At 32.7% G+C, this 15,930-nt stretch carries 17 protein-coding genes; 10 read left to right on the top strand and 7 right to left on the bottom strand.

The annotated features are described in order from the left end of the window. The 5 genes from J0383_RS16700 to J0383_RS16680 form a co-directional block, all read right to left on the bottom strand. Entirely contained in the window at nt 1-306 is a 306-nt protein-coding gene (locus J0383_RS16700; RefSeq protein WP_207295112.1) for a 2TM domain-containing protein, read from the bottom strand. Beyond that, nucleotides 306-1,643, bottom strand: a complete 1,338-nt coding sequence (locus J0383_RS16695) for a 2TM domain-containing protein (RefSeq protein ID WP_207295111.1) — start codon at nt 1,641-1,643, stop codon at nt 306-308. The genes J0383_RS16700 and J0383_RS16695 overlap by 1 nt, the downstream gene beginning before the upstream one ends. Nucleotides 1,644-1,660: 17 nt before the next feature. Beyond that, entirely contained in the window at nt 1,661-2,281 is a 621-nt protein-coding gene (locus J0383_RS16690; protein WP_207295110.1) for a hypothetical protein, read from the bottom strand. A 46-nt stretch (nt 2,282-2,327) separates the two neighbouring features. Next, entirely contained in the window at nt 2,328-2,735 is a 408-nt protein-coding gene (locus J0383_RS16685; RefSeq protein WP_207295109.1) for a DUF2141 domain-containing protein, read from the bottom strand. Between the two features lie 311 nt (nt 2,736-3,046). Then, nucleotides 3,047-5,206, bottom strand: coding sequence for a TonB-dependent receptor (locus J0383_RS16680; protein WP_207295108.1), 2,160 nt, complete (start codon nt 5,204-5,206; stop codon nt 3,047-3,049). Between the two features lie 140 nt (nt 5,207-5,346). Between J0383_RS16680 and J0383_RS16675 the strand changes: the two genes are divergently transcribed. The 9 genes from J0383_RS16675 to J0383_RS16635 all read left to right on the top strand — a co-directional run bounded on the left by J0383_RS16675 (nt 5,347) and on the right by J0383_RS16635 (nt 11,805). Further along, nucleotides 5,347-5,805 carry a DinB family protein gene (locus J0383_RS16675; protein ID WP_207295107.1) on the top strand — a complete coding sequence of 153 codons (459 nt, stop codon included), beginning with the start codon at nt 5,347-5,349 and terminating at the stop codon, nt 5,803-5,805. Nucleotides 5,806-5,926: 121 nt separating this feature from the next. Beyond that, on the top strand, nt 5,927-6,385 hold the full coding sequence (locus tag J0383_RS16670) for a YciI family protein (RefSeq protein WP_207295106.1): 459 nt from the start codon (nt 5,927-5,929) through the stop codon (nt 6,383-6,385). A gap of 8 nt (nt 6,386-6,393) precedes the next feature. Beyond that, nucleotides 6,394-6,969, top strand: coding sequence for a sugar O-acetyltransferase (locus tag J0383_RS16665; RefSeq protein WP_207295105.1), 576 nt, complete (start codon nt 6,394-6,396; stop codon nt 6,967-6,969). Next, entirely contained in the window at nt 6,969-7,358 is a 390-nt protein-coding gene (gene gloA2, locus J0383_RS16660) for an SMU1112c/YaeR family gloxylase I-like metalloprotein (protein ID WP_207295104.1), read from the top strand. The genes J0383_RS16665 and gloA2 overlap by 1 nt, the downstream gene beginning before the upstream one ends. 234 nt (nt 7,359-7,592) lie before the next feature. Continuing rightward, nucleotides 7,593-8,870 carry a chloride channel protein gene (locus J0383_RS16655; RefSeq protein WP_207298717.1) on the top strand — a complete coding sequence of 426 codons (1,278 nt, stop codon included), beginning with the start codon at nt 7,593-7,595 and terminating at the stop codon, nt 8,868-8,870. A 2-nt stretch (nt 8,871-8,872) separates the two neighbouring features. Beyond that, the gene (locus J0383_RS16650; RefSeq protein ID WP_207295103.1) at nt 8,873-9,466 is read left to right on the top strand and encodes an HPP family protein; all 594 of its coding nucleotides are present in this window, start codon (nt 8,873-8,875) and stop codon (nt 9,464-9,466) included. A gap of 221 nt (nt 9,467-9,687) precedes the next feature. Beyond that, nucleotides 9,688-10,230 carry an IS1096 element passenger TnpR family protein gene (locus J0383_RS16645; RefSeq protein ID WP_207295102.1) on the top strand — a complete coding sequence of 181 codons (543 nt, stop codon included), beginning with the start codon at nt 9,688-9,690 and terminating at the stop codon, nt 10,228-10,230. A gap of 111 nt (nt 10,231-10,341) precedes the next feature. Then, a complete protein-coding gene (locus J0383_RS16640) occupies nt 10,342-10,701 on the top strand; it encodes a four helix bundle protein (protein ID WP_111426596.1) in 360 nt (119 codons plus the stop codon). 45 nt (nt 10,702-10,746) lie between these two features. Further along, on the top strand, nt 10,747-11,805 hold the full coding sequence (locus tag J0383_RS16635) for a nucleoid-associated protein (RefSeq protein ID WP_207295101.1): 1,059 nt from the start codon (nt 10,747-10,749) through the stop codon (nt 11,803-11,805). Nucleotides 11,806-11,891: 86 nt separating this feature from the next. On the opposite strand, the gene J0383_RS16630 is transcribed toward J0383_RS16635, so the two are convergent. Both J0383_RS16630 and J0383_RS16625 read right to left on the bottom strand, forming a co-directional pair. After that, on the bottom strand, nt 11,892-12,473 hold the full coding sequence (locus J0383_RS16630) for a TetR/AcrR family transcriptional regulator (RefSeq protein WP_207295100.1): 582 nt from the start codon (nt 12,471-12,473) through the stop codon (nt 11,892-11,894). Between the two features lie 72 nt (nt 12,474-12,545). Further along, on the bottom strand, nt 12,546-13,298 hold the full coding sequence (locus J0383_RS16625) for an SDR family oxidoreductase (RefSeq protein ID WP_207295099.1): 753 nt from the start codon (nt 13,296-13,298) through the stop codon (nt 12,546-12,548). Between the two features lie 228 nt (nt 13,299-13,526). On the opposite strand from J0383_RS16625, the gene J0383_RS16620 reads away from it, so the two are divergent. Next, nucleotides 13,527-15,896, top strand: coding sequence for a GAF domain-containing protein (locus J0383_RS16620; RefSeq protein ID WP_207295098.1), 2,370 nt, complete (start codon nt 13,527-13,529; stop codon nt 15,894-15,896). The last annotated feature ends 34 nt before the right edge of the window (nt 15,897-15,930 follow it).

Below are 15,930 nucleotides of genomic sequence, written 5' to 3'. Positions count from 1 at the left end.
TTATTCCCAAGTTTTTTGATTTTTTTCTTTTTCCAGAATTTCTCTAATTTTTCTTTCTTCCCATTTTTTATTGAAAAAAGGCGGAAAGCTAAAAACCTTCAATCCATGTAAAACAATCGCTATTCCCCAGCCCATCAAACACCATACAAACCATAAATATCCTGGTGAAGTCATAATGTTTACCACAATTACGATAGGATTTACAAGAATGTAAACCGTTAAATGTTCATAAAACTCTCTAATTTCTTTCACTCTTTTTTGAGCTTGATAATATCGTTCTCCCTCAAGATGATTTTTATCAGTCATTATTTCCAAGTTTTTTGATTATTCTCTTTTTCTAAAATTTCTCTAATTTTTCTTTCTTCCCAGTCAGAGCTGTAACCAAACACCTTAAATGCATGCATCGCAACTCCAAATCCCCAGCCTAAAGCTGAAAACCAAAACCACTGAAATCCAGGTGAGAATTGTAAATTGATAAAAACCAAACACGGAATCACGCAGCAATATGAAATTAAATTTCCATAAAATCCTTTCAACTCTTCCACTCTTTTTTTAGCTCTGTAATATGCTTTAGCTTCGTCGTTGTATTCTGTACTTATATCCATGACAGTTATTTGTTTAGTTAAAATTGGAATCCTAACTGTGAAATTCTTTTCATCTTGTTCAATTTTCACTTTTCTATCAGTTATAATTCCGTATCGATTTACAATATTCTGAAGTCCAACACCTTGTCTATCTTGAAGAACTTCTTTTTTCTGAAGATCATTTTGTATTGCTAAATAATCTTTGTCTATAAAAATTCGAATGTGCAATGGTTTTTGTTCGCTTACTACATTGTGTTTCACCGTATTTTCGAGCAAAAGCTGTAAAGACAATGGCACTACTTTCGCGTCTGGATTGATGTTTTCTGTTGGCAGTTCGTAAAACAAACTATTTTCGAAACGCATTTTTAGAAGGTTCATGTAGGTTTTAGCAAACGATAATTCATCTTCTACAGAAACTAATTCTTTATCTTTTTGTTCCAGAACATATCTGTAGATTTTAGATAACGATGTTGTAAATCGCTGCGCATTGTCGGGATTTTCTTCGATCAAAGAACTTAAAACATTCAAACTATTAAAAAGAAAATGCGGGTCGATCTGATTTTTTAAACTTTCGAATTTGGCATTTGCCGTTCCCGCAATAATCTTTTGTTGTATAACTTTATTCTCCTGATAAGCTTTGTAAAAATGTAAGGCATGAAATACTAGGAGAATAATAAAAGCAATGACTGCATTTTCAATGTATGTTGAAGCTTCTTCATTTGCCAGAAAACTTAATATCGGACGTCTTTCAATTACTACATTCGTAAAAACACGAAGTAGAAAAACAAAGAAAATCGAAACAAAAAAGGAGCTTACAAAACCTATAAAAATTCTTTTATTAGAAAATCTGTTGTCTTTAAAAACCTTATCTAAGTATACAAATAGAGAAGCATTTACAATATAAAGGACAACGCTGTAAAGCATACAGTACAAGAAAAATATGTACAAATTATTATTGAAAATTGCCATTCCAAATGAAGCAAAACGAATCAGGAAGGAGAATAGAAAAACGATTCCGCCTACTAACAATGCTTTAAGTAGATTTGGTTTTAAAGTCATTACTTCTTTGAATTAAATTATTTACAAGTTTTTTGGATTTCCAAAGCTCTGTCTAATCCCCATTTTGGAGAAAAAGGAGTTTCTGGTTTAAAAGTAGCAAAAAGTTCAATAGATTTATCAACTTGCGCACACAAAGGTTTTGTGTCAACACCTGTCCATTTTGCTCCTCCTAACTGATAATCAGCTTCTCCAAATACAGCTCTTGGGTTATTTGGATCAATCGCTTTTGCTTTTGCGTAAGCTTCCATCACTTTACTAGAATACTTCATTCCGTTTGTCATTGGGTCAGCTACTACATATCCTGTATAAATTAAAGCTTGTAACACGTACAATTCGGCATTATTTTGGTCTTTAATAAACTCAATGTCTAATGCGTCCTGTGCTTTAGTTAACAATAGATCGATTTTAGTTTTGTCTTTTTCTGTAAAAACAGCTGTAGTATTGATTAGAGCAACATAGTAATTTGGCAAGTAACTGTTTTTTTCTGCTGCTGCAATTCTTTCAAATAATGCCGAAGCTTCTGCATTTTTTCCTTCTTTCCAAAGTCCGAAAGCCTTTGTCATTCCTTGTTCAAATTGCGTTTGAGCCGAAGCTATTACTACTACAAATAATGCGATTAAAGTGATGATTTTTTTCATTTTACAAGTTATTTAATGGTTTGTTTATAGAGATTAGTTATTTTTATTATAATGTAATTTCAATTTTTGAATCTTTATTGATATCAAATTTAGCATCTTTATAGGAAGGCGGCCCCATAAATCCTTTTGCATTATTGGAAGCAGCATAATCTTCAGACGGAATTCCCATCATATTTTTGTCTAGTTTCCCGTTGTTGTTCTCATCATGATACGTTGAAATGGCGTATTCTCCAGCAGGAAGATTATCAAATGTCACCACTGCTTTGTTATTTTTAATTTCGGAAGCAAGACTTTTATATGTTGTTTTAAGAAACGTTCCGTCTGAATTATACAATCCAACTTTAACCGTTCCTGTGTTACTTTTCAAACCTGAAACAGTAACTGTTAATTTCACATTTTGAGCAGACATTAAGCTGCAGATAAATAAAATAGTTATGGTAATAATTTTGGTCATGATTTCTTTTTTTAAGGTTCTTTTTTTAAGATTCAAAGGTTTGGAGTTGCAAAGTGACAAAGGCTTTTTTCTAATTTTTAAGATTCTAAAACTTTGAACCTTCACTTTGCTTCTTTGTTCCTTTTATTTTACACTTCAAAAGTATAGTGGTTTTTACTCTTTTAAAATTAAATGCTGCTGAGTTGTTGATTTTGGTTACTGAATTGTTTCTTTTTGAGTTACAAAGGTTCAGAGTTACAAAGTGACAAAGGTTTTCTCTCTTAAACTTTTAAAGCTTTGTCCCTTTGGGTCTTTGCCTCTTTGTACCTGAATTACAAGTTCTTCAACTGATTCTCACTCTTATTCTGGCTGATTGTCCAGAAGAAACCTATGAAGAAGAATCTATCTGCTGTTGGAACAACGGCTTGTCTTTGATATACACCACTTGGATCTGGATTTTTAGCATAATCGTATCCAAAAATATTTTTTGTCCCTAAAACATTTGAAACTGAGAAATAAAGGATTTTTTGTGTGGTTAGTAAATACGCCCAGTTGAAACTCAAGTTATTATATGATTTTGTTTTTCCGTTCATAAATTGTGTCTGGTTTGGATCGTTGTACGGACGTCCTGTGCTGAAACTATTTGTGAATCCGATTTGTGATTTCCAATCTGTAATGAAATATTTCGTTACAACAGACAGATTATGATTGGCCACAAAACTTGGAGTTGCCATATTTGGGAAGTTTTTATATTGTCTTTGTGAATCTATATATGAATATGAAATCCAGTATTCTAAGTTTTTGTACAAATTGCTGTCTCTCCAAAAAATATCCAATCCTTTTGCGTAACCTGAACCGTTGTTATTGAAAACTGAATTGTACTGAATATCTCTTGTATTGTATTGAACCAAATTACTGTAATCTTTATAATATGCTTCGGCTCTAAACGTCTGACCTGGCTGTGTAAACTGGTAATTTAAAATATAATGCTGTGCTTTTTCACTTTCAAACTGATGGTATTTTGAAAATTTAATATAATCCACTACAGGCGTTTGAGAAAAATCTCCGTAAGCAAATGAGAACTGACTGCTTTTCGAAACTTTGTAAGCAATAGAAGCTCTAGGTGCAATATTATTTTCGTTTAACAAACTATTGTTCGAATATCTAAAACCTACTTTCATCGCCAGATTTTTAGAGAATAAAATATCTGCTTCTGTATAAGCGGCGAAAATGTTAGAATCGTAACCATTTGCCACATCAATAGAAGTATTATCATTGAAGTTTTCATTGAATCTTGTAATGAAATAATCAGTACCAAAAGAAACTTTGAAATGATTTGAGATTTTTTTCTGCAATTTTAATTTTAACTGAGCCGCATTTTCATTGCTGTCAACATCATTAATATCATATTTGATTTTGTTTTTGCTGTAACCATAACTAATTCCTGAAGTTAACTGCCAGCCTGTTCCAAAAGTTCCTTTGTAAGAAGAGTTTAAATAGAAGTTATTGTTGTTTAAATCAGTTCTAATTGGATTTTCGAAGTTGATATTTTTCTGGTTCAAATCGAATCTTTCTGAATCGAAAGAAGCATATAATTTAAAGATTCCGTTTGTGAAATTATATCGGTAAACGGTTTCACCTCCAAGCGATTGATAAGGACTATTCCATTTTACATTTTGAGGAATTACTGCCTGATAAGGCGCCAGATTCACATACATCATATTAACACTCAAAGAACTTTTTTTGAATTTCTGAGTATTTCCCAAACTCAATCCAACTGTCATTAATCCAATATCTGTTTTTTCATGATCTGCCTCATCCTGAGTATTTAAAAGCAAAACACTTGATAAAGCTTCACCATATTCGGCAGAGTAACCTCCAGTGGAAAATGCAATTCCGCTGAATAAGAAAGGAGAAAAACGGCTTCTCGTTGGCAGATTGTTAGTTGTCGCTCCGTAAGGCTGTGCTACACGAATTCCGTCCACAAAAGTCTGTGTTTCGCTCGCTTCACCTCCACGTACAAACAAACGTCCGTCTTCACCAACAGTTTGTGTTCCTGGCAATGTTTGTAAAGCCGCCACTATATTTCCGGCAGAACCTGCAGTTGTTACAATATCTAAAGGTTTTAAAACTGAAACTCTTGCTTTGTCTCCAGATTCTAAAGTTCCGGCTGTAATAACCACTGCATCCAGCGCGTTAATATTTTCTCTTAATTTAACCGTTTGGTTTTTATAATTGGCAACATCAATTTCTTGTTTAAAAGTTTCGAAAAGCAAAAAGCTGACTACTAAAAATTTATTTCCTGTTTCTGTAGTTTCAAAAGAAAACTCTCCTGTTTCAGAACTTGTTGCTCCGTCGTAAGTTCCGTCGAGATAAATATTGGCACCGGCAACTGGTTTTCCTTTCTGATCTACTACTTTTCCTGAAATAATATTTTGAGAAAAAGTAAAAGTGCTTAGTAATAATAAAATAAAAGTAATTCTGGTTTTCATGATATTGGTTTTTGATGAAGCAAATGTATTTTAACATTTCCTGTTAAAAAATATATAATAACCCAATTGTAGAATTTTAAGGATGAGTTGTAGATTACTTTATTTGTATCTTAGCTAGGAATTAAAAAAAACCAGAACTCATGTCAGAAAACAAAAGAATTTCAAACCTATATCAATCTATTTATAATGGAAATCCTTGGCTGGAGGTCACTCTGGCAGACACTTTACAAAATGTAAGCGCAGAACAGGCCTATAAAAAAATAGATCCAAAATTAAATACAATATGGGAAATTGTAAACCACCTTATACAATGGAGAAGAAACATTTTACAGCGTATGCAGGGTGAAACGATTATTACACCAGATCATAATTATTTTGTTCCTGTTTTAGATCCATCAGAAGCCGCTTGGGAGCAGTCACTTCAAACACTGGCAAAATCACAAGAGGCGTGGAATACTTTTTTTGAAGATTTTGATGATGCCGATTTAGCAAAAATCTATGTCAATAATGGTCATACCTATTATGAGCATATTCATGGAATTATTCAGCATGATGTGTATCATTTAGGACAGATTGTTATTTTAAAGAAACTGCTTTAGTTAATCGAAACACATAGAAATATAGATTTTAGACATGACTCTATGTGAATGTATGCAAATGAAATGCCTTTAGTACGCTTCGAAAAATATGTCTCTATGTGTTTAAAATAAAAACATTCCTATGAAACTCTCAATTTTTATTCTAGCATTTTTACTTTTTAGTACAATCGGTTTTTCTCAAGAAACCGAGACAAAATATGATGAAACTTTAGCCAAATCACTTCATGCGGATGAATACGGAATGAAAAAATATGTTTTCTGCCTTTTAAAATCAGGAACCAACACAACAGCATCAAAAGAAGAAACCCAAAAACTCTTTGAAGGCCACATGGCGAATATTAATAAATTAGCCAAAGAAGGAAAACTAGTTGTGGCTGGACCATTTATAAAAAATGACCGAAACTACCGTGGCATTTATATTTTTAATGTCGAAACTATAGACGAAGCCAAATCTCTTGTTGCCACTGATCCGGCAATAAAAGCCAATTTACTCGAAGCCGAATTAACGCCTTGGTATTCTTCTGCAGCTTTGCAGGAAATCACAAAAATACACGATAAGATCGCCAAGACGAAAATGTAATACCTAATATGAAAACAGAAAAAGAAAAAATGATTTCCGGAGAATACTACAATGCTTTTGATCCGGAATTAGTAAAAGGGCGCCGAAACGCTAAAAATCTTCTTCACAGCCTTAATGTAAAAGAATACAGAGTTACCAAAAAAGCTAAAGAAATTTTAAAAGAACTAATCCCAAATACAGGTCCTGGATTTTACATCGAACCTCCGTTTCATTGTGATTACGGCTATAATATTTTCTGCGGAGAAAACGTTTATTTCAATGTAAACTGTGTCGTTTTAGATTGCGCTCCTGTAAATATTGGTTCAAATGTATTTATTGCTCCAAATGTTCAAATTTACACCGCTTCACATCCGCTTGACGCTGAATTGAGAAAATCTTTGGAAAATGCGTATCCTGTTACGATTGGAGACGATTGCTGGATTGGCGGAAATTCCGTTATCTGTCCTGGCGTAACTATTGGAAAAGGCTGTGTTATTGGAGCGGGATCTGTTGTTACAAAAGATATTCCAGATAATTCGCTGGCAGTTGGAAATCCCGCAAAAGTAATTCGAAAATTAAATCAGGAACCTGAAAACCAAAAATAATGCTTACTCTTAATAAAGTCCATCATATTGCCATTTTATGTTCTGATTACGAAAAATCGAAACATTTCTATACTCAGATTTTAGGTTTAACGATTATCCGCGAAATCTATCGGGAAGAACGCCAGTCGTATAAGTTAGATCTGGCTTTAAACGGTACGTATGTTGTCGAGTTGTTTTCTTTTCCAAATCCTCCTCAAAGGCCTTCACGTCCAGAAGCTGTTGGTTTGCGTCATCTGGCATTTGAAGTCATAAATCTAAATGAAACGGTTGCTTTTCTAACTTCAAAAAATATCGAATCTGAACCGATTAGAATTGATGAAACTACTGAAAAGCGTTTCACTTTTATTGCCGATCCTGATTTGCTTCCAATAGAGTTTTACGAAAGATAATTAAGTCATTTTTTAATCTCGCAAAGTCGCAGAGTCGCAAAGAATTTATTTAAAAAACTTTGCGTCTTCGCGACTTTGCGAGCAATTTCTCATCACTTTGCCAAGTAAAATACACGAAAGATTTTTCCTATTTATACTAGTTTTAACACACTAAAATGAACTTTTCCTAGAAAAAACCGAATTTCATACTTAATTTTGTAATCCGCAAAAAACGCGATTTTGAAATACATAGTGATGAATAAAACGGCGCAAATCAAAAAAAATCATCAATTAATCAAATTCCGAAAATTAGTTATTGTTTCTATCTTAATTGGCTTTCTTTCTGCCTTTCTCGGAATTTCACTAAAAAAAATAACTGAATATTACGAAGAAATCTTCTTTCATGAAGTATCGGTAAATCCATTATTTTATATTCTTTTTCCTGTTTTTGGATTATCCGTAATTTATTTCTTAAGACAATATCTTTTTAAGAAAAAAGAAAACAAAGGCATCAAAGAAGTTTTTGAAAGTACGGCATCAAAATCTAAAAATCTTCCTTCTTATAAAATTCCATCTCACTTTATAAACGGATTATTAACCGTAATTTTTGGAGGTTCAACAGGAATCGAGGTTTCTACAGTTGTCGCTACGGCAACAATTGGTTCGGTTGCTCACGAAAAAGAAAATGTTTTCCGCCAATACAAAACCGAATTGATTTGTGCGGGAGTTGCAGCGGGAGTTACCGCACTTTTCAGCAGTCCAATCGCCGGGATTTTGTTTGCTTTTGAAGTGATTTCAAGAAAAGTAACACGAGCTTTTATGATTTCTAATGTAATAGCAGTTGCAATTGCTTTTGGCTTGCTGACTATTTTAAAAGAAGAACCTTTATTTGCCGTTTCAATCACAACATGGCATTTGAAAGCAATTCCGTACTTCATTCTTTTGGGAATTTTAGCTGGAATAAACTCAGTTTACCTAACCCGTTGTGTGCTATTTTTCAAATCACAGTTTTCTAAAATTGAAAGACATTATTATAAAATACTAATTGGTTCTATCGTTTTAAGTATTTCATTATTCTTCTTCCCACAGTTATATGGCGAAGGATATCATGCGATTAAAGAAATCTTCGAAACTTCTCAAATACGATTAACGCTAACTTTAGCATTAACATTTATTGCAATTTTAATTTTAAAACCCATTGTAACCTCAGTTACATTAGCTTCTGGAGGTGATGGGGGTGTTTTTGCGCCCAGTCTATTTATTGGAGCTTTTTTAGGATTATTGCTGGCTTCGGTTTTAAACAGCTTTTTTTATGTAAATGTAATTCCCGTTAACTTTATGATTCTCGGAATGGCAGCCGTATTAAGCGCCAGTATTCATGCACCTTTTACTGCTATATTTTTAGTATGTGGCTTAACAAACGATTATACTTTGTTTGTACCAATTCTAGCCGTTTGTTTAATTTCAAAATACACCGCAAAAACCATTTATCCTTACACTGTATACAGTTACTCGCCAAGTCTAATCAAATAATTATGCCAACTGAAAAAATAAAAAGAAGCTACCGCAAAACACGTTATATCCTTTACAAGGAAACTTTAATTGATTCTAAAGAACACTTTTGGTCGTTTTTAGGTTCTTTCGTCGGAATTGGGATATTAGCCTATCTCGAATCTTCACAATTTACAGGTAGTGATGTCGTTTATTTAATTGGCTCTTTTGGCGCTTCGAGTGTTTTGATTTATGGCATTATACAAAGTCCATTTTCACAACCCAGAAATTTAATTGGCGGTCATCTTATTTCAGCTTTTATAGGAGTCAGTGTAAACAAACTAGTGCCAGATATTGTGTATATTTCTGCTCCGCTTGCTGTTTCTCTTTCCATTATATTCATGCAGATTACTAAAACATTGCATCCGCCCGGAGGTGCCACGGCTCTAATTGCAGTTACAGGTTCTGCCCAAATAAAAGCGTTAGGTTATATGTATGTGATTTCGCCTGTCCTTATTGGCGTTTTAATCTTATTTTTAACCGCTTTGATTTTTAATAATATGACTTCAAGCAGAAGTTATCCAAGCAATTATCACAAACATTATCATAAAATTCGAAAAAGATTGGCTAGGAAATAATTTTCAGTTTCAAATTCTTTCCTGCAAGGTTTCCAAAACCTCGTAGGTATTACTTTATTGAACTATCCAGAGACCTACAAGGTTTAAAAAACCTTGCAGGATCATAATAAAATTAAAACACAGAAAAACAACACATTAAAATCTTTTCAACAAATCACGATTCGTAATTCGTATTTCATTTTTTATATTTTACCTTTGACCTCTCAATAAAAACAAAGATTATGGTTTATAAATTTAGAGTAATTCTAGACGCCGAAGAAGATATTTTCAGAGACATTGCAATTCTTGAAGACGATACTCTTGAGGATTTACACAATGCAATCTTCAATGCTTTTGGTTTTGACGGATCAGAAGTGGCTTCATTTTATACTTGTGATGAAACTTGGAATCAAGAAGATGAAATTCCTCTTTTTGATACAGGAGATGTTCCTGGCGAAATAAGAACCATGAACGATTATCCGTTATCTAGTATTTTAGATAAAGAAAATACAAAAATTATCTACGTTTACGATTTCATAAGCATGTGGACATTCTTGGTTGAATTAGCCGCGATCGAAGAAGAAGCTGTTGGAGCAACTTATCCAGAAACTTTATTTTCTCATGGTGAAATGCCAGATGAAGCAACAGAAAAAAACTTCGAAGCAGATGATATGCACAACGATATCTACGGAGAATTTGAAGACGACCTAGACGAAGACGATCTTGATATGTTTGAAGGCGACGACAGCTTCGAAGATTATGGGTTTGAGGAGAATTGGAATTAACTTGAGGTTCAAAGAGGCATAGGTACAAAGGTTCAGAGGTTTCTTTAAAATCTGACGATTTTAAATGTAATATTTTTCTTTATTTTTATATTTTAATTCTTAAAATATAAAATGAAAACATTTCGCGACCTTTTGATCTGGCAAAAATCTATGAATCTGGTAACTGAAATTTATCAATTAACAAATTCATTTCCAAAAGAAGAAATTTATGGACTATCTTCACAAATTCGAAGATGCTCTATATCAATACCAAGTAATATTGCTGAAGGATATGGCAGAGATGGAAATAGTGATTATTTGAGATTTTTAAATATTTCAATTTCATCCTTATTTGAAATGCAGACTCAGCTTGAAATTTCATTCAATCTAAAATATATAACCGAGTACCAATTCAGTAAAATAAATGGAGAAAGTAGAGAATTAGAACGAATGTTAAGTTCTTTTATTAGAAGAATAAAAGACAGGAAATAAAACCTTTGTTCCTTTGAACCTCTGCACCTCTAAACCTTAAAATAAATGATAAATTTATTCAACACCCACATCGACACGCTGTCAATACACCGCGTAGGAAACAAAAGCCGTAATGAAGCTATTTTTTTATCAGAGCAGCCATTTAACTTAAATGATGAGATTGTTCCTTTGATAAAAGAATTCTTTTTTAAGCCTTTTAGAGAAAAAGAAGAAAACTATTATCAGTTTGCACACGAAGTGGACTTGGATTACAACGACATGTTTAAATTTGCAACTGAGATTTTCACGAATCCGACTAATGTTCATGAGGTTTCTAAACAAATTACGAAGCATTTATACGAGCAGTCAAATCACCCGCACATTAAAAACGGAGAGGTTTATGTAACCTATTTGACCAATCTTAGTATTGATAACAATGTTGTGGATGCAATTGGAATTTTTAAAAGCGAATTACAAGCAGACTTTTTACAGTTTGAAGAAAACGGAAGCAACCTTGAAATGATTTTACAACAAGGAATCAACTTGAGTAAACTTGATAAAGGATGTTTGATTTTCAACTATAAAAAAGAAGAAGGATATAAAATCTTAACTGTAGACAGCAACCGTTACGACGCGCGTTACTGGTTAGAGCACTTTTTATCTGTTGATGCTTTTGAAGATGAAAATTTCATCACTAAAAAATATTTAAAATTCTGTCAAAACTTCGCAAAAGACGTGGTTTTGCCAGCTGAAGACAAGAAAGAGGAAGTAATGTTTATGAACCGATCTGTGAATTATTTCGCTAAAAATGATCAGTTTGAAGAGCAGAATTTCTTGAATGAAGTACTAGACAATCCTGATTTGATCCCTGAATTTAAAAACTATAAAGTTGATAAAGGAGAAAAATACAGCATCGAAGATGTTACCTCATTCCCTATTGCCAACGCAGCAGTTTCCGACGCTAGAAAATCGATTAAAAACGTAATTAATCTGGATACTCACATTCAGATTAAAATGGATTTCATCAATCCTGAAAGTGCAGAAAAATTTGTTGAAAAAGGCTGGGATGAAGAAAAACAAATGTATTACTACTTAGTGTATTTCAATAAAGAAGAAAAAAGCTAAGAAGTTTTCATTTTCTATTACTTACTTACTAAAACAGAAAACGGCAGTTACAACTGTAACTGCCGTTTTTTATTACAATTGATTTTCTAAAACAAAGCGAAAATCGATTTTAAAATATCATCGTAAACTTGTTTGTCTCTCTCGCCTGATCTAGCCAAAACGCGGATTCCCGAATAATTATTAAAGATAAAACGAGCTAAAGATCGAGCTTCCATTTTATTGGAAATTTGTCCAGACTCCTGTCCTTTTTTTATGGCTTGATAAAAAATATCTTCAACTGTTTTCTGATTGTCAAGAACAATCTTTCCAATTTCAGAATCGTGCATCGCTAATTCAACAGCAGAATTTACCATAAAACAACCTTTTGTAATTCGGTCTTGAAGACTTTCTACAACAGCTTGCTTGAAAATTTCGGTAAAAGCCGTTTTTATGTTTTCAGCATTTCCCAAAAATTCTTTAAGTATCTCATGGTTTTGATGCTGATATCGTTTCAATGACTTTACAAAAAGCTTTTGCTTGTCTCCAAAAGTATCATACAAACTAGAACGGCTTAATCCTAAATGATTTACTAAATCCTGAGCCGAAGTTCCGTTGTAACCTTTGTGCCAAAAAATCTCAATTGCTTTATCTAAAGCCTGATCTTCATTAAATTCTTTCGTTCTAGCCATGATATTCAAATTAAATTACTTTCACAAAGATACAAAAATACGGAACAATCGTTCCTGAATTAGTCAAAAAAATTATACAACAGCATTTACAGTAAGTCCACCATCGATCACAATTTCAGTTCCTGTTATGAAAGAAGAATCATCTGATGCTAAAAACGAAACTGTTTTGGCAATTTCAGCTGATTGAGCAAAACGTTTCAACAAGATTTTCTCACCCAAAACAGTTCCGAACCCTTCTACTTCTTCTTTTTGCAAACCTAACTTTCCATACAGCGGAGTTTCAACTGGACCAGGAGAAACCGCATTTACTCTGATTTTTCTTGGTGCTAACTCTACAGCAAGCACTTTATTAAAAGATAAAACCGCTGCTTTACTTGCTGCATACACACTTGAATTTGGCATTCCAAGATGTGCATTTACCGAAGTATTAAAAATAATAGAACCGCCATCATTTAAAATTGGCAATAGTTTTTGAACGGTAAAATACACTCCTTTTGTGTTTACATTCATAATCGTATCATAATGATCTTCTGGAGCAAGTTCTACTGGAGCAAAAGAAGCAACACCAGCATTTAGGAATACAATATCAATTTTTCCGAATTTTGCTTTTACTTCTTCAACCAAATTATCAATCGATTTTAAATCAGATTGGTCAGCTACGATTCCAGTAACATTCAATTCAGTTTCGGCTTTTGATAAAGCTTCTTTGTTTCTGCCTGTTACAATTACTTTTGCCCCTTTTGCTGCTAAATCAGCTGCTGCTGCGTATCCTATTCCACTGTTTCCACCTGTTACTATAGCAACTTTGTTTTCTAAATTTTTCATTTTTATTTTAGATTAAGTTATTGATTATTTAATTATTATGGTACAAAGATATAATAACGGAACGATCATTCCGTTATTAACGATGTTAATATTTAGTTAAAATAATTATTGCCTTTTACAAAGCCTTACAAACAAAGGACTTTGATTATAGAACTATAAATGAAACAAATTATAAAATGTCGCACATTCTTAATTTATGCTTAATTTTGTAACCTAAAAAATTATCAGATGGATCGACACGTACCCAAAGAAAGTCCTTTCGAAACGATAATCTCATTTCATAAACTAATTGAATCCTTTGAAGAAATTGCTTTATCTGATGTAGATTACCGATCTAACTATGCCAAAGCCATTTTAAGAGAAGTTGAAGCTTTTCCAGAATTTAGAACTGGAATTCGTGATCTTGCTACGATCAGAAAAAATGAAGCTTTAATTAAAAATATCGCTGCCGATTTATTTCCGACGGCTTTGACTCACAACGAAATAAAAGCAATTACAATTCCATTTCAGAATATTTCTTTCAATTATACAGAGCGTTTCAAAAAAATTCTGCGTAATGCGGGAGATGAATTTTATATGGAAATTCGTGATTTCGACGATCATCAATTCTATATTAATAACTGTTGTTTGATATTAGCGTATCACTACAATCAAAATATAGATTTTAACAAACCCTTTTTCTATGATATTCCAGATGAAGAAGGCGTAGAACGACATTACCGAATTATGTACAATGCTGATTTTATGGAGATTATTCCAACCGAAAAATCAGTTGAACTTTCTCAAAATGATATTGATCAATTAATTGACAATTACAATAACATAGAATTATGGAAATCAAAGTTTCCTCCTGGGAGCTGGATTTTAAAAGGTTTTGGAATTGTTTCTTTGTTTGACGCAACTACAGAAAGTGCTATTTCGACTTTAAAAAGTAACTTATTAAAACCAGATAATTCGAGAGTAACTTCTACAGATATTGTAGAAAACATCTTTAGATCTATCTTTAAGATTCCGAGTTTAAAAGTTGGTTTTATAATCTACAATCCTGAAGAAGAAAAGTTTATCAGACCTATGAAGTTTGATAATCACATGGAAAGTTATCTTTTAAAATCAGATCAGGAAATGGATTGTAAAAATGCATTTTTTGGATGTTCATTTGAAAATCTACTGGATAATAAAGAACCTTTTGTGATTTCGAATGTCAAAAAATTCATCGAAGAATCTAACAACAAACGACTTGGCGAACATTTACTGAAACAAGGTATTCAAAGCTGTGTTTTTGCACCTGTCATCAAAGACGATCATTTATTAGGAATCGTTGAATTAGTTTCAGAAAACCCAAGAGATTTAAACAGCGTCAACGCTACAAAACTAGATTTGGTTCTGCCGTATTTAACCGATACTATTGATCGTTATAATACTGATATGCAGCATCAGATTGAAGCAATTATTCAGCGTGAATACACTACAATTCACCCAAGTGTGTATTGGAAATTCAAAAAAGAATCTCAGAATTATTTCCAAAATATAAATCATACGAAAGATTATATTTTCAAAGAAATTGTCTTTAAAAATGTTTTTCCATTATATGGACAGATCGATATTAAAAGCTCGTCTGAACATCGAAATGAAACGGTTAAAATTGATTTAAAAAATCAGCTTACAGCGCTTCTGGAAATTTTTGATAATCAGAAACCAAATTCAAATCTGGTTCTTTTGGAACAACGTAAATTCGAATTGGAATCACTTCGAAGCGAACTTGATTTCCCTTTAAAAGCTGATACGGAGCAACATATTCAGCGTTATATTGAAGAAGAAATCCACCCAATCCTGAAAAACACCAAAGGCAATGCTAAAAATGAAAAATTAGAAGAATTGTATTTTGAAAGTCTGGACGAAAAAACGGGAATGTTTTATCAGGAAAGAAAGAAATTTGACAATGCCATGTCTATTATCAATAAAAGACTGGCTACTGTTTTAGATAAAAAACAAGTTGAAGCGCAACAGATTTATCCGCATTATTATGAGCGTTTTAAAACCGATGGTGTAGAACATAATTTGTACATTGGATCTTCGATTTCGCCAACAAAACCATTCGATATTATGTATTTGCATAATCTTCGTTTGTGGCAGTTACAGACTTTATGCGAAATGGAATTAGAACATCATCAGCTTAAAGAATCGCTCCCTTACGAATTGGATGTGACTTCTTTAATATTAGTGTTCAGCCAGCCGCTTTCTATCCGTTTCAGAATGGATGAAAAACGTTTTGATGTTGACGGAACTTACAATGCTAGATATGAAGTCGTTAAAAAACGAATTGACAAATCGAATATTAAAGGGACAAACGAAAGAATTACTGAAAAAGAGAAAATCACTATTGTATATTCTCAAAACAGCGAAGAAGCAGAATATTTAAAATACATTAAATACCTGCAACACAAGAAAATACTTGAACCTTCAATTGAACAATTTGAAGTTGAAGATCTTCAGGGAGTTTCTGGTTTACGAGCAATTCGTGTAAAAGTGATTAATAACACAACAAGTTCTGCAGTAAAAAAAATAACTTATCAGGATTTATTAGATGAGCTCAACTAAATAATTGAGCTTTCAAAAAACATAGTCATTTCTT

Source organism: Flavobacterium endoglycinae (genome assembly GCF_017352115.1).
GTDB lineage: Bacteria > Bacteroidota > Bacteroidia > Flavobacteriales > Flavobacteriaceae > Flavobacterium > Flavobacterium endoglycinae.
This window is presented reverse-complemented; position numbering and strand designations above follow the sequence as displayed.

Coding starts and splice junctions, on each gene's coding strand:
- J0383_RS16645 (WP_207295102.1), top strand. CDS start 9,688: ATGGTTTATAAATTTAGAGTAATTCTAGACGCCGAAGAAGATATTTTC.
- J0383_RS16620 (WP_207295098.1), top strand. CDS start 13,527: ATGGATCGACACGTACCCAAAGAAAGTCCTTTCGAAACGATAATCTCA.
- J0383_RS16635 (WP_207295101.1), top strand. CDS start 10,747: ATGATAAATTTATTCAACACCCACATCGACACGCTGTCAATACACCGC.
- J0383_RS16670 (WP_207295106.1), top strand. CDS start 5,927: ATGAAACTCTCAATTTTTATTCTAGCATTTTTACTTTTTAGTACAATC.
- J0383_RS16700 (WP_207295112.1), bottom strand. CDS start 306: ATGACTGATAAAAATCATCTTGAGGGAGAACGATATTATCAAGCTCAA.
- J0383_RS16685 (WP_207295109.1), bottom strand. CDS start 2,735: ATGACCAAAATTATTACCATAACTATTTTATTTATCTGCAGCTTAATG.
- J0383_RS16665 (WP_207295105.1), top strand. CDS start 6,394: ATGAAAACAGAAAAAGAAAAAATGATTTCCGGAGAATACTACAATGCT.
- J0383_RS16690 (WP_207295110.1), bottom strand. CDS start 2,281: ATGAAAAAAATCATCACTTTAATCGCATTATTTGTAGTAGTAATAGCT.
- J0383_RS16655 (WP_207298717.1), top strand. CDS start 7,593: ATGAATAAAACGGCGCAAATCAAAAAAAATCATCAATTAATCAAATTC.
- J0383_RS16695 (WP_207295111.1), bottom strand. CDS start 1,643: ATGACTTTAAAACCAAATCTACTTAAAGCATTGTTAGTAGGCGGAATC.
- J0383_RS16680 (WP_207295108.1), bottom strand. CDS start 5,206: ATGAAAACCAGAATTACTTTTATTTTATTATTACTAAGCACTTTTACT.
- J0383_RS16630 (WP_207295100.1), bottom strand. CDS start 12,473: ATGGCTAGAACGAAAGAATTTAATGAAGATCAGGCTTTAGATAAAGCA.
- gloA2 (WP_207295104.1), top strand. CDS start 6,969: ATGCTTACTCTTAATAAAGTCCATCATATTGCCATTTTATGTTCTGAT.
- J0383_RS16625 (WP_207295099.1), bottom strand. CDS start 13,298: ATGAAAAATTTAGAAAACAAAGTTGCTATAGTAACAGGTGGAAACAGT.
- J0383_RS16650 (WP_207295103.1), top strand. CDS start 8,873: ATGCCAACTGAAAAAATAAAAAGAAGCTACCGCAAAACACGTTATATC.
- J0383_RS16675 (WP_207295107.1), top strand. CDS start 5,347: ATGTCAGAAAACAAAAGAATTTCAAACCTATATCAATCTATTTATAAT.
- J0383_RS16640 (WP_111426596.1), top strand. CDS start 10,342: ATGAAAACATTTCGCGACCTTTTGATCTGGCAAAAATCTATGAATCTG.